Source organism: Erythrobacter epiphyticus (assembly GCF_034653295.1).
Taxonomy (GTDB): domain Bacteria; phylum Pseudomonadota; class Alphaproteobacteria; order Sphingomonadales; family Sphingomonadaceae; genus Erythrobacter.
In genome coordinates, this window is the sequence record NZ_JAYEEU010000004.1 from 122,239 (window position 1) to 135,440 (window position 13,202).

Annotated in this window: 11 protein-coding genes; 9 read left to right on the forward strand and 2 right to left on the reverse strand. The window is 64.7% G+C overall.

All coding sequences use genetic code 11. The features are described 5' to 3' along the window. Window positions 1–2 precede the first annotated feature (2 nt). Window positions 3–701, reverse strand: coding sequence for a DUF4197 domain-containing protein (locus SOQ14_RS02650; protein ID WP_322896496.1), 699 nt, complete (start codon window positions 699–701; stop codon window positions 3–5). 55 nt (window positions 702–756) lie between these two features. Between SOQ14_RS02650 and SOQ14_RS02655 the strand changes: the two genes are divergently transcribed. The 4 genes from SOQ14_RS02655 to SOQ14_RS02670 are packed head-to-tail and all read left to right on the forward strand — an operon-like array spanning window position 757 to window position 6,735. Further along, a complete protein-coding gene (locus tag SOQ14_RS02655; protein ID WP_322896497.1) occupies window positions 757–2,925 on the forward strand; it encodes a primosomal protein N' in 2,169 nt (722 codons plus the stop codon). 44 nt (window positions 2,926–2,969) lie between these two features. Continuing rightward, entirely contained in the window at window positions 2,970–4,484 is a 1,515-nt protein-coding gene (locus tag SOQ14_RS02660; RefSeq protein ID WP_322896498.1) for a tetratricopeptide repeat protein, read from the forward strand. A 44-nt stretch (window positions 4,485–4,528) separates the two neighbouring features. Next, entirely contained in the window at window positions 4,529–6,088 is a 1,560-nt protein-coding gene (locus SOQ14_RS02665; protein WP_322896499.1) for a cryptochrome/photolyase family protein, read from the forward strand. A gap of 11 nt (window positions 6,089–6,099) precedes the next feature. Beyond that, complete coding sequence (locus tag SOQ14_RS02670; RefSeq protein ID WP_322896500.1) at window positions 6,100–6,735, forward strand: glutathione S-transferase family protein; 636 nt, start codon at window positions 6,100–6,102, stop codon at window positions 6,733–6,735. A gap of 9 nt (window positions 6,736–6,744) precedes the next feature. Here SOQ14_RS02670 and SOQ14_RS02675 read toward each other — a convergent pair whose 3' ends face one another. Next, entirely contained in the window at window positions 6,745–7,266 is a 522-nt protein-coding gene (locus SOQ14_RS02675) for a methylated-DNA--[protein]-cysteine S-methyltransferase (RefSeq protein WP_322896501.1), read from the reverse strand. A gap of 112 nt (window positions 7,267–7,378) precedes the next feature. Here SOQ14_RS02675 and SOQ14_RS02680 point away from each other — a divergent pair, with 112 nt between their 5' ends. The 5 genes from SOQ14_RS02680 (at window position 7,379) to SOQ14_RS02700 (ending at window position 13,198) form a co-directional block, all read left to right on the forward strand. Further along, window positions 7,379–8,908 carry a trypsin-like peptidase domain-containing protein gene (locus SOQ14_RS02680; protein ID WP_322896502.1) on the forward strand — a complete coding sequence of 510 codons (1,530 nt, stop codon included), beginning with the start codon at window positions 7,379–7,381 and terminating at the stop codon, window positions 8,906–8,908. 90 nt (window positions 8,909–8,998) lie between these two features. Continuing rightward, window positions 8,999–10,033, forward strand: coding sequence for a hypothetical protein (locus SOQ14_RS02685; RefSeq protein ID WP_322896503.1), 1,035 nt, complete (start codon window positions 8,999–9,001; stop codon window positions 10,031–10,033). A 186-nt stretch (window positions 10,034–10,219) separates the two neighbouring features. Then, window positions 10,220–10,774 (forward strand): F0F1 ATP synthase subunit delta, encoded by a 555-nt coding sequence (locus SOQ14_RS02690; RefSeq protein WP_322896504.1) that lies wholly within the window; start codon window positions 10,220–10,222, stop codon window positions 10,772–10,774. An 11-nt stretch (window positions 10,775–10,785) separates the two neighbouring features. After that, window positions 10,786–12,315, forward strand: coding sequence for a F0F1 ATP synthase subunit alpha (gene atpA / locus SOQ14_RS02695; protein WP_322896505.1), 1,530 nt, complete (start codon window positions 10,786–10,788; stop codon window positions 12,313–12,315). 13 nt (window positions 12,316–12,328) lie between these two features. Beyond that, window positions 12,329–13,198 (forward strand): F0F1 ATP synthase subunit gamma, encoded by an 870-nt coding sequence (locus tag SOQ14_RS02700; RefSeq protein ID WP_322896506.1) that lies wholly within the window; start codon window positions 12,329–12,331, stop codon window positions 13,196–13,198. Window positions 13,199–13,202 lie beyond the last annotated feature (4 nt).

Consider the following 13,202-nt stretch of genomic DNA (forward strand, 5'->3'; position numbering starts at 1 on the left):
GATCAGAGAAGATTGCTTGCCCCGAATACGCTGATCAGCAGCGGATCGCGGGTCGCGCGCGGATTGGCGCGGATCTCGGCTTCCTCGCGCGCGATCTCGCCCCAGATCGCATCATTGATGGTCTGTCCGAAGCGGTTGGCAGCCGCGCGGCTGTCCACCCCGGTGAGCGCGCGCACGGCTTCGGAGAGCAGCGGATCGCGGGCCAACCGCAGTCCCTCGCCCAGCCCCGGCACCATCGCATCAATCAGCGCCTCGCCCACTTCGCCGCGCAGGAAAGCTGTGCCCGCGCTCGGCCCGCCGCGCACCAGATCCAGCGCGTTCTGAAAGCCGATCATGCGCACCACATCGGTCACGATCGGGGCGGCGCGGAAACTCGCCTCGACAGCGATGCTGGCAAATTCCTCCTCCAGCCGATCCTTGATCAGCGCAGAAGTCAGAATACGGGTCAGCACATCGCCGCGCGCGCCCAGCATGGTGCCAAGCCCGGCGCGGGCAATCTGTTCATCCCAATAGCCGCCCGGCATGGTCAGCCGCGCAAAGGCATTCTCTGCCGAGAGCAGCAACAGCCGCCGGATCGCTTCTTCCATGCTGAGCGGCCCGCCCGTGCTGGCGCAGGCGGGCAGCATCAGGACGGCGGCTCCGCCGGCTGCACCCAGCAGCAGCGCGCGGCGGGTGGGGACAGGATTGCGTGTTTCGGACATTTATCGGGTCTCCGTGCTTGCCCCGCCCTATTGCCGCAGCCCATATAACTGCGCGATGAACCGGGTCCGGCTCCTTGTCCTGAATGCTGCCTTGGGTGCGCTCGATTACCGCCTGCCCGATGGGCTGCATGCGCCTGCGGGCAGCGTGGTGATGGCCCCGCTTGGCCCGCGCAAGGTCATGGGAATTGTGTGGGACGAAGGCCGTCTGCCGGGCGAGGAAATCGCCTTTGAACGGCTCCGCCCGATCCTTGAGGTGGTGCGGGTTCCGCCCCTGCCTGCGCCGCTGCGCCGCCTGATCGAATGGACGGCGGATTATTACTGCGCCCCGCTTGCGAGCGTGGCCCGCATGGCGCTGGCGAGCGGCGGTGCGCTGGGCGGCCCGGCCACCACTACCGAATACCGCCTGAGCGGCGCAGACAGCGCCAGCCGCCTCACCCCGCAACGCAAGCAGGCGATGGCGGCGCTGGCGGGCGAACAGGGCACGATGCGCGAACTGGCCGCGATCGCGGGCGTTTCCGAAGGGGTGCTGCGCGGGATGATGGGCGCAGGGCTGCTCGAACCTGTCAGCGTGGCGATTGATCGCCCCTATCCGGCTGCCGACCCCGATCATCATCAGCCCGCTCTCTCGCCGCAGCAATCCGAGGTGGCTGCCACGCTGGTGGCGGCGGTGCAGGCGCGCGCCTTTGCGCCCTTCCTGCTCGACGGGGTGACCGGTTCCGGCAAGACCGAGACCTATTTCGAAGCCGTCGCCGAAGCCCTGCGGCTCGGGCGGCAAGTGCTCGTGCTGCTTCCCGAGATTGCGCTGACCGAGAATTTTCTCGCGCGCTTCGCCCAGCGCTTCGGAGTGCCGCCGGTGCTGTGGCATTCCTCGCTCAAGTCGACAGCACGCCGGCGGGCATGGCGGGCGATTGCCGATGGCAGCGCGCAGGTGATCGTGGGGGCGCGCTCGGCCCTGTTCCTGCCCTATGCCAACCTCGGCCTGATCGTGGTCGATGAAGCGCATGAGATCAGCTTCAAGCAGGATGATGGCGTGCGCTACAATGCGCGGGATGTGTCGGTGATGCGCGCGCGCTTCGAACAGATCCCGGTGGTGCTGGCAAGCGCGACCCCGGCGCTCGAAAGCCTCTTCATGGCGCAGCAGGGCACCTACACCCGGCTGGCGCTGCCGAGCCGGTTTGGCGGGGCAACCCTGCCACGGGTGCAGTTGATCGATCTGACGCAGGAAAAGCCGGGAAGCCAGCGCTGGCTCGCCGGGCCGCTGATCGAGGGTTTGCGCGACCGGCTCGACAAGGGCGAGCAATCGCTGCTGTTCCTCAACCGGCGCGGCTATGCCCCGCTCACGCTGTGCCGCAATTGCGGGCACCGTTTCAAATGCCCTTCTTGCAGCGCGTGGCTGGTCGAGCACCGCCTCTCAGCCCGTCTCGCCTGCCACCATTGCGGGTTCGAAACCCGCGTGCCCGATAGCTGCCCGGAATGCGGCGAAGCCGATTGTCTGGTCGCCTGCGGGCCAGGGGTCGAACGCATTGCCGATGAGGTGCGCGATCTCTTCCCCCATGCCCGCATCGCGGTGGCAACCTCCGACACGCTCAATTCGCCCGAACGCGCGGCGCAATTCATCGCTGAGGCGGAAGGCAAGGCGATCGACATCATCATCGGCACGCAATTGGTGACCAAGGGCTTCCACTTCCCCGATCTGACGCTGGTTGGCGTGATCGATGCCGATCTCGGGCTTGAAGGCGGCGATCTGCGCGCGGCCGAGCGCACCTACAGCCAGATCGCGCAGGTTGCAGGGCGCGCCGGACGCGGTGCCAAGCCGGGCGAAGTGCTGATCCAGACCCGTCATCCCGATGCTCCGGTGATTGCCGCGCTCGCCACCCATGATCGTGACGGGTTCTACGCTGCCGAAACCGAAGCCCGCCGCGACGCCGGTGCCCCGCCTTTCGGGCGCTGGGCGGCGATCATCCTGTCATCGGAAGACGAAAAGGAAGCGCGCGAGGCGGCGCACCGGCTGGGCCAGAACAAGCCCAAAGGTGATGATCTCTATGTGCTCGGCCCTGCACCGGCACCCTTGGCATTGTTGCGCGGGCGATACCGCTTTCGCTTTCTCGTGAATGCGCGGCGCAGCGCGCCCTTGCAGCATGTGCTGCGCGAATGGATTGCCGCGCACAGCTTCCCGCCCGGGGTACGCGTGGGGATCGATATAGACCCCTATTCCTTCGTTTAGTCATTCGTGTTTACAGCCGCTTGGCCAATGATATGACAGGACGCATGGCGTCGCGGCTGGTCCTGTCATTGCTGATTACCTTGTGGCTCGTTTTGCCGTTTGCGGTCCGTGCGCAGACTGCCCCGTGGCTCCGCGCCGAGAGCGATCACTACGTCGTCCATGCCAGCCTGCAGGAAGGCGAACTACGGGCGCTGTTGCAAACCATGGAGGAATTTGACCGCGTCCTCCACGGGCTGATGCCGAGCGAGACCTGGCATGGACGCAAGCCGGAATTCACGCTGACCGATGATCCTCGCCGCATTGCGCGGATGATTGATTTCGGTGCCTCCGCCGTATGCGATAGCCATGCCGAACTGCCGATGGCCTATGTGCTTTTCGCCCCGGACGCGAAGGGCAAGCGCGATCCCGGCGAGATCTTCTATTGTCTCTCCCAGTTTCACCTTGAGAACTCGTTCTTTCGCCCCAAGCCCATGTGGGTTGCAGCAGGTCTCTCGCATTATTTCGGCACCGCGGTCCGCACCGAGGAAGGCCTTTTTGTGATCGGCACTCCGCGACGCCTCAGACCGCCCGAAGGCATATCCCGCAGGGCGCTTGCCGAGGCGCTGGCAGTGCAGTTCCGCCACCGACTGGAATCCGATTATGCCCGGTTTCTCAATGTGAGTCGCGCGCTCGCCAGTCCGCTGCTTCTGGAGGATCGCTTTTCCGGGATTCTTGACCGCTATCTTGATGCCTACGCAGCCGGGCAAAGCATGGAGAATGCAGCGCGCGAGTTGGGCGACCTTGATGCGCTAGCGCAAGAACTGGCGCGACGGCGGATTGTTGCACCCGTACGGCGGGTACAGGTCGCCCCGGCTTTTGTCGCGAATATCTCGGTGCGCCCGATGCGCGCCGACGAGATCGCACTGATCGAGCCAAGATTCGAACGTCTGCTTGAAACCCGCCTCGAATCAACCGCGGGCAAGCTGCGCAACCTTACCCGAAGGCACCCTGAAAGTGCGCTGGTGTGGTACGAATTTGCCGCGGCCGAATATGCCCGCGTGCAGCACAGCGATTTCGGCGGTCGGCCGGTGTTCCGCGGCTTCGGCTTTTCCAATGGCGAACTTATTGTCCTTGCCAATCCCTATTCCGATGCCGAAGCGTGGCGGGCGGTCAATCGCGCGCTGGCGATCGACCCCAATCTGGAGAGCGCGCAGCGGCTCAAGGCCGAAATCATGCTCGCAAGGCTGGTGCGCGAGGGCAACCCGGACGATCCGCCCTCCTACGACGAAGTGCGGGCGCTGCTCAAAAAGCAGGCGCGCGACCCCGAGCGCCATCCGCTCGCCGCCGCGCTCTATCACCAGACCTATATCGAACAGGGCCGCACGCCGCCGCACGCCGCACAAAAACAGCTCGAACGCGCGTTCCTGCACAACGCCGGGGTCGGCGATTTCCGCTATGCGCAGGCGACCGCGCTGAGCCGTCGGGGGGAGAAAGAGATGGCGCGCGGGTTGCTGATCTCAATGCTCAATGATCCCGCCTTCGCCGCCGCCGCGTGGCGGGCGCTGGAGGCCACGCAGTAGCGCCTCAGCGAAACCAAAGCAGGGGCGCGCGCGTATCCCCCTGCATGACCCGCCCCGTTCTCGTGCCGATCCTTGGCGACCAGCTATCGCGCAATCTTTCCAGCCTCGATGGCCTCACGCCCGCCGAAGCCCGCATCCTGATGATGGAGGTGTGGGACGAGGCGACCTATGTGAAGCACCACAAGCAGAAGATCGTGCTGATCTTTTCCGCGATGCGCCACTTCGCCGAAGACCTGCGCGCGCAAGGGTGGCAGGTCGATTACGTCGCGCTGGATGACCCCGCCAACACCGGCAGCTTCACCGGCGAAGTCGCCCGCGCGGTGGAGCGCCACGGCGCATCCGAAGTCCGCATCACCGAAGCGAGCGAGTGGCGCGTCCAGCAGGCGATTTGCGAATGGGAAGACCGCCTGCCCTGCCCGGTCCGCATCCTCCCTGACACCCGCTTCATCGCGACCCATGCCGAGTTTCGCGCCTTCGCCGACGGGCGCAAGCATCTCACGATGGAGTATTTCTATCGCGAGATGCGCCGCAAGACCGGGCTGCTGATGGACGGCGACAAGCCCCTTGGCGGCGTCTGGAACCTCGATAGCGAAAACCGCGAACCGCCCAAGGGGGAGATGACAGCGCCGCCCGCCCCCAAATTCGCGCCCGACGCCATCACGCAGGCGGTGATCGCGCTGGTCGGCGAACGCTTCGCCGATCACTTCGGCGATCTTGAACCCTTCGGCTGGCCCGTCACCCGCGCCGAGGCGCTGGAAGCGGCCGAGGCCTTCTTCGTGCAGCGGCTCAACCTGTTCGGCCCCTATCAGGACGCGATGGTCCACGGGAAGGATGACCTCTATCACTCGATGCTGTCGACCAGCCTCAATATCGGGCTGCTTGATCCGCTCGAACTGTGCCGCGCCGCCGAGGCTGCCTATAAATCGGGCAAGGCGCCGCTCAATTCCGTAGAGGGCTTCATCCGCCAGATCATCGGCTGGCGCGAATATGTGCGCGGGTTCTACTGGTATACGATGCCGGGCCTGGCCGACGCCAACGAACTCGCCGCCCACCGCCCGCTCCCCGAGTTCTTCTGGACCGGCAAGACCGACATGCGCTGCCTGTCAGATTGCATCCGCACCACGCGGGAAGACGCCCACGCGCACCACATCCAGCGGCTGATGGTGCTCGGCAATTTCTGCCTGATCGCAGGGATCGATCCGCGCGAGGTGCAGGACTGGTATCTGGCGGTCTATGCCGATGCCTTCGACTGGGTCGAGCTGCCCAACGTCAGCGGCATGGTGCTCTATTCCGATGGCGGCCGGCTCGCGACCAAGCCCTATGCGGCGAGCGGCAATTACATCAACAAGATGTCCGATTACTGCGGCACGTGCCGTTACAAGGTCGCGCAGAAGACCGGGCCGAACGCCTGCCCGTTCAATCCCCTCTACTGGCATTTCATGGACCGAAACCGCGCGCGGCTGGAAAGCAATCACCGCATCGGGCGCATCTTCGCTACGTGGGACCGGATGGGCGAGGCCAAGCAGCGCGAATATCTCGAAAGTGCCGAAAAATTCCTCGACTCTCTCGAACCCGCCCGCAAAGGCTGGGCGCGTATTGAATAAGGGAGAGAGCCATGCTGACCATCCACCACCTGCGCCTGTCGCAATCCGAACGTATCGTCTGGCTCGCCGAGGAGCTGGGGCTGGACTACGACCTCAAGCTCTACACCCGCCGCACCGACAACCGCCTGGCTCCCGACGAGTACAAGGCGCTCCACCCGATGGGTATCGCGCCGATCATCACCGATGGCGACCTGGTGCTGGGCGAAAGCGGCGCGATCATGGACTATATCATCGCCAAATACGCGCCCGATACGGCGCTGGTGCCGGGGGTGGATCACCCCGATTTCGCCGATCACCTGTTCTACTACCACTGGGCCAATGCGACCTTCATGACCAACGGCATGATGGCGCTGGTGGCGCAGTTCATGGGCGCCAAGGAACTGCCGACCTTTGTCGCCGACCGGGTGCAGAAGGGTTGGGCGATCGTCGAGAAGCGGCTGGGCGAGGCCGACTATTTCGGCGGGTCGCAACTGACCACAGCGGACATCATGATGGGCTTCCAGCTGACCACCAGCCGCGCGATGAGCGGGATGAGCATCGAGGGGATGCCCAACCTCAAGGCCTATTTGCAGCGGATCGGCCAGCGCGAAGCCTACCAGCGCGCGATGGCCAAGTGCGAGCCGGGGATGCCGCCGAAGCTGGATTGAGGGCTTGCCCTAGATCAGCACCCCGGCGCGCTCCCTTCGGAGCAATTCGCGCTTCACGTCCAGCCCCCAGGCATAGCCGCCGAGAGTACCATTCGCCGCGATCACCCGGTGACACGGGATCAGCACTGCGATCCGGTTCGCTCCGTTGGCCGTGCCGACCGCGCGGCTCCCGCCGGGTTGGCCCAGTCGCGCTGCGATATCGCCATAGGTGCGGGTTTCACCGCAAGGGATGCGGCGCAGCTCTGCCCAGACAGCCTGCTGGAATGGCGTGCCTGACGGATCGATGGGGATGTCGAACATGGCATCGCCCGGCGCTTCGATTGCGGCGATCACCGTTTCGCAGAGGCTCATCACAGGCTCGCCACCTGCCACCAGCGGCGCGCCGTGAAAATGCGCCTGCATGCGCCCTGCATCACCTTCAAAGGAAAGCCAGCAGACCCCTGCTTGCGTGGCCGCGATCACAGCCGGGCCAAGCGTGGTTGGCACCTGTGCCCAGTGGACCGCGCTCGCCGTACCCTTGGCTTTGTCCATGATGCTGCCCTTCCTCTCAACCCTGCTCTCGCAACCTGCGCAAAAGCCGTTATAACCCCGCCCCATGCGGGCCCTTTCATCGCTTTTCGCGCTTTTCCTCGCGGTTTTGAGCGTGTCTCATCCCTTATCGGCAGACCCCGGCGATGTCACCGCTGCCGCGCGCGGCGTGGTGCGCGTGGTGCTGATCGGGCAGGAGGGCGGCCAGCTTGTTCCCGTCACCCATGGCAGCGGTTTCGCTGTCACCCCCACCCGGATCGTTACCAATGCCCATGTCCTGCGCGAAGCCTTGCAGGATACGAGCCTGCGGATCGGGGTGGTGCCCAGCCAGGGCGAGAAATCGGCCTATGCCAAAGTCATCGCGGTCTCGCCGCGCAATGATCTCGCGCTGATCGAGATCACCGGCGGCACTCTCCGCCTTCCGCCGCTTGCGCTTGCTGGCGGACAGGATAGCGGGGCGATGGGCGAAGTGGTGGCCGTCGGCTATCCGATGAATGTCGATCTCGCGCAGGGCCTCACCATTGGCGACATTTTCCGCGCCCAGCCGCCGGTCAAAAGCCGCGGGTTTCTCTCGGGCGAGCGTCCGAGCCGCCAGTTTGACACGATCCTCCACACCGCCCCGATTGCGCGCGGCAATTCCGGCGGGCCGCTGCTGGATGGCTGCGGACGGGTGCTTGGGGTCAATTCCTTCAGCGCGGATTCGGACGGGGGCGGCGCGGAGTTCTTTTTCGCGGTCTCCTTGCGTGAACTGATCCCTTTCCTGCGCGCGCAGGACACCGAACCGCAGGTCAACGCCCTCCCCTGCCGCTCGATTGACGAGCTCAACGCCGAGGAACGCGCGCGGCTCGAAAGCGAGCAGGCCGCGGTGCGCGAGCGCCTTGCCCGGCGCGATGCCGTGTTGCGTGAGGCCCAAGACGAAGCGCGCCTAGCCGCCCAGATGGAGGTGATTGCCGCGCGCGAAAACCGGGTGGCAGCCGCGCTCCTGCTGCTGTTGGCGAGTATCGCGGGCGGGGTTGCCACGATGCGGCTGTACAAGGGCGATGCGCCGCGCGGCCAGCTGCTTGGCGCGGGCGCGCTGGCCGCAGGGGCGCTGATCGCGGCAGGCTTGCTGTGGGCGACCCGTCCGGGCCTTGCCGCGATCGAAGAAAAGGTCGCCGAAGCGCTGGCGCAGAACCCGGCGATAAACCCCGGTGCAGGCGCCCGGCCCGCCACCCCCGATGCGACGAAGGCCGCGACCAGCGATGGCGCGCTGGTTTGCACTCTTGTTCCCGAACGCAGCCGGGTGACTTCGTCGCGCATTGATGATGTCGAATTCGCATGGGCGGGCGATGGCTGCGTCAACGGGCGGACCCAATATGGCCGCACCACGCAAGGCGAATGGAGCCGCCTGGTGGTGCCGGATGATGAGGATGCGGTGGCCGTGAACACCTTTGATCCGGCGACCCGCACGCTGCGCACCGAACGCTATCTGCTGGGCGCTGACGCGATGGCCACGGCGCGGGCCGCACGCCGCCAGTATGATCCGCCAGCCTGCGGCGCGAACGAGGCCGCGCGGATTCTGGGCGAGCAGCAATCCGCGTTGCTCGCGATGCTGCCCGATCGTCCGAATGAACGGCTGGTCTACAGCTGCGCATCAAAACCCTGAACCGCGCCGCGTCTTCATCGCGCGTTCAGCAAAAGAATGAGACTATCTCCATGTTAAACAGAGATAAAAGGATGCGTGACGATGAGGAGATTGTCCCTCGCGCTGGCTCTGGGCGCGGCGACATGTCTGTCACTTCCGGCGGCCTATGCACAGGATACCGCCACCCCGGCTCCGGCTACTGGGGTCGATAGCGACGAGGCGGACGAGGCGCTGCGCCGGCAGATCATCGTCGAGGGTGAGCGCCGTCTCGCGCCCAAGGAAATCGGCCAAGCCCTCGATCAATTGACACGGCGTACCGGTTTGTTCGAACCGGTCGCGCGCTTCGAAGTGCCTGTATGTGTGATGGTGGTCGGTCTAGGCCAGCAGATTGACGAAGCAATCGCCGCCCGCATCCGGGAAAATGTGCTGGCGGTGGGCTTGCGGCTCGATGACAGGGCCAATTGCCGGGCCAATGCCATCACCATCATCACTCATGATCCGCAGGTCACTTTCGCGACCCTCCGCAACAAGCGGCCATGGCTGATCGGTTGGCCTCAATTGCGCGAATACTCTCTCAGTACCCTCAAAGCCCAGTTGGCGGCAAAAACGCCGGCAGTGTCCTGGAGCACTTTCGACGACTGGTTGCCGGATAACCGCGCGCTACTGGCAGGGCAGTCGCAGGCAAGCGGGTTCTGGGGTTGGAACAGCGGGCGAATGCCAACACTTGGCGGCAGAAGGCGCGGGACTGCTATGGTGTTGGTTGATGCCAAGCACCTTAACGGGATCCGTATTCACCAGCTTGCCGATTTTTTGACCGTTCACCTGCTGGGTTCGCCGCGTAGCGCAATCAACGCGAGCGAGGCCGGTGTGCCAACCATTCTATCGCTGTTCGACGGTGACCCGAAACGCGCTCCGCAACGGCTGACCACCTTCGATCGCGCCTATCTGTGCGGCCTCCACCACATCCGTACACGCGGCACAAATATGAGCGTGAACCTCGCGATCAACACCCGCATGAAGCAGAACATGCTGGACGTGTATGATAGCGAGTGCGTGCGGGTGGGCGCACCGGCTGATGAACCGGCAGGCAACGCTCTGCCAGCACCCCAGCCGCAGCCAGGGCTTGATACCGCAACAAAGCCCTGATCGCCCGGATTGCACAACGCGGTTATGCCGCGCGTCATCGCCTGTCAGCAAATCGCGGACCGTGGGTTGCATCGCAGCATAGTGGGTGCTAGGCGCGCGCCGAACTCGACGGGGGCCTTGTCGGCATTGAGTCCAACCGGCCCTTCGCGATCATCACCTGGAAGCTTCCAAGAGGACCTCAAGCGCGTGGATATTTCCGCCGGTATTCAGGCTAGCCTAGCGGGGCGTTATGCCTCGGCCCTGTTCGACCTTGCGAGCGAGAACGGGAAGGTTACCGCAGTCGAGAAAGATCTCGACACCTTGTCCGCTGCGCTCGGCGAATCGCCGGAACTGCGCGCCGCCACCACCAACCCGCAGCTGTCGCGCGGCGCACAAGGCGCAGCTATGGCCGCACTCGCCAAGCATCTCAAGCTGAACGCGCTGACTGCCAATTTCCTCGGCGTGCTGGCCAACAACCGCCGCCTTGCGGCGCTGCCGGGCATCGTGGCCGCCTTCAAGGCGATTGCCGCGGCCCAGCGCGGCGAAGTGAGCGCCAAGGTCACCAGCGCCCACCCGCTGAGCCAGGAACAGCTTGCCACGCTCAAGGACAAGCTCACCGCCCGTCAGGGCCGCACTGTCATGCTGTCTGCCGAGGTCGACCCCGATCTCCTCGGCGGGCTCGTCGTCACCATCGGTTCGCAGCGCATTGATGCCTCGATCCGCACCCGTCTCAACTCGCTTGCCCAGGCTATGAAGGCTTAAAGGACAAACCCATGGAAATCCGCGCCGCAGAAATCTCCAAGGTCATCAAGGACCAGATCGCCAATTTCGGCACTGAAGCCGAAGTCAGCGAAGTCGGCTCCGTGCTGAGCGTGGGTGACGGGATCGCCCGTATCCACGGCCTCGACAAGGTGCAGGCCGGCGAGATGGTCGAATTCGCCAATGGCGTGCAGGGCATGGCCCTCAACCTCGAAGCCGATAACGTCGGTGTCGTGATTTTTGGCTCGGACAGCGAGATCCGCGAAGGTGATGTGGTGAAGCGGACCGGCACCATCGTGGACGTGCCGGTTGGCAAGGGCCTGCTCGGCCGCGTCGTTGACGCGCTTGGCAACCCGATCGACGGCAAGGGCCCGATCGAAGCCACCGAGCGCCGCCGCGTCGAAGTGAAGGCACCGGGCATCATCCCGCGTGAATCGGTGTCCGAACCCGTGCAGACCGGCCTCAAGGCGGTTGACGCGCTGGTGCCCGTGGGCCGTGGTCAGCGCGAGCTGATCATCGGTGACCGCCAGACCGGCAAGACCGCTGTCGCGATCGACACCTTCATCAACCAGAAGGAAGTCAACGCCGGCAACGACGAAGGCAAGAAGCTTTACTGCGTTTATGTCGCCGTCGGCCAGAAGCGTTCGACTGTCGCCCAGATCGTCAAGCAGCTCGAAGAAAACGGCGCGATGGAATATTCGATCGTCGTCGCCGCGACCGCTTCGGAGCCCGCACCGCTCCAGTATCTCGCGCCCTACACCGGCTGCGCGATGGGCGAATTCTTCCGCGACAACGGCATGCACGCCGTGATCGTGTACGACGACTTGTCGAAGCAGGCCGTTGCCTATCGCCAGATGTCGCTGTTGCTGCGCCGCCCGCCGGGCCGCGAAGCCTATCCGGGTGACGTGTTCTATCTCCACAGCCGCCTGCTCGAGCGTGCGGCGAAGATGAACGAGGCCAATGGCCACGGCTCGCTCACCGCGCTGCCGATCATCGAAACCCAGGCGGGCGACGTGTCGGCCTACATCCCGACCAACGTGATTTCGATCACCGATGGCCAGATCTTCCTCGAAACCGGCCTGTTCTACCAGGGTATCCGTCCGGCGATTAACGTCGGTCTGTCGGTGAGCCGCGTCGGCGGCGCCGCCCAGACCAAGGCGATGAAGAAGGTCTCGGGCTCGATGAAGCTCGACCTCGCGCAGTACCGCGAAATGGCCGCCTTCGCGCAGTTCGGCTCGGACCTCGACGCCGCGACGCAGAAGCTGCTCAACCGCGGTGCGCGCCTGACTGAGCTGCTCAAGCAGCCGCAGTTCTCGCCGATGCCGTTCGAGGAGCAGACCGTGTCGATCTATGCCGGCACCAATGGCTATCTCGATGCCATCCCGGTGAACCGCGTGAACGAATACGAAGCTGCGATGCTCAGCTTCATGCGTCAGAACCACAGCGATGTGCTGGCCGAAATCCGCACCTCGAAGAAGTTCGAGGGCGAAGTGGCTGACAAGACCAAGGCCGCGCTCGACGCTTTCGCCAAGCAGTTTGCGTAAGGACACCTGAAACGTGCCTTCACTCAAGGAACTGAAGGGCCGGATCAACTCGGTCAAATCGACCCAGAAGATCACCAAGGCCAAGCAGATGGTTGCGGCCGCCAAGCTGCGCCGCGCCCAGAGCGCGGCGGAAGCGGCGCGGCCCTATGCTGCGCGCCTTGCCGCGGTGATGGCGTCGCTGGCCGGCAAGGTTGCCGGTGATGCCGCGCCGAAGCTGCTGGCGGGCACGGGCTCGGACAAGCGTCATCTCCTGGTGGTGGTCAACACCGACAAGGGCCTGTGCGGTGGTCTGAACTCGAACCTCGTGAAGGCCGCTCGCGCCAAGGCGCAGGCACTGATCGCCGAAGGCAAGGACGTAAGCTTCTACCTCGTCGGCAAGAAGGGCCGTGCCCCCTTGAAGCGAGATTTCCCGGTGCTGATCGGCGCAGGCTTCGACACCAGCAATGTCCGCACCCCCGGCTTTGAAGAAGCCGATGCGATTGCCGCTGAGCTGATCGGCATGTTCGAGGCTGACCAGTTCGATGTCGCGCACCTGATCTACCCGACCTTCAAGTCGGCACTGGCGCAGGACCCGACGATCAACCAGCTGATCCCTGTCCCCGCCCCCGCGACGGCAGATAGCAGCGATGCCGTGGTCGAATACGAGCCGGGTGAAGAGGAAATCCTCGCCGAGCTGTTGCCGCGTTATGTGAAGACCCAGCTGTTCGGCGCCTTGCTGGAACGCGAGGCGAGCGAACAGGGCGCTTCGATGACGGCAATGGACAACGCGACCCGCAACGCGGGCGAGCTGATCAACAAGCTGACGATCCAGTATAACCGCAGCCGTCAGGCCGCGATCACCACCGAACTCATTGAAATTATTGCTGGCGCCGAAGCGCTCTAACGAA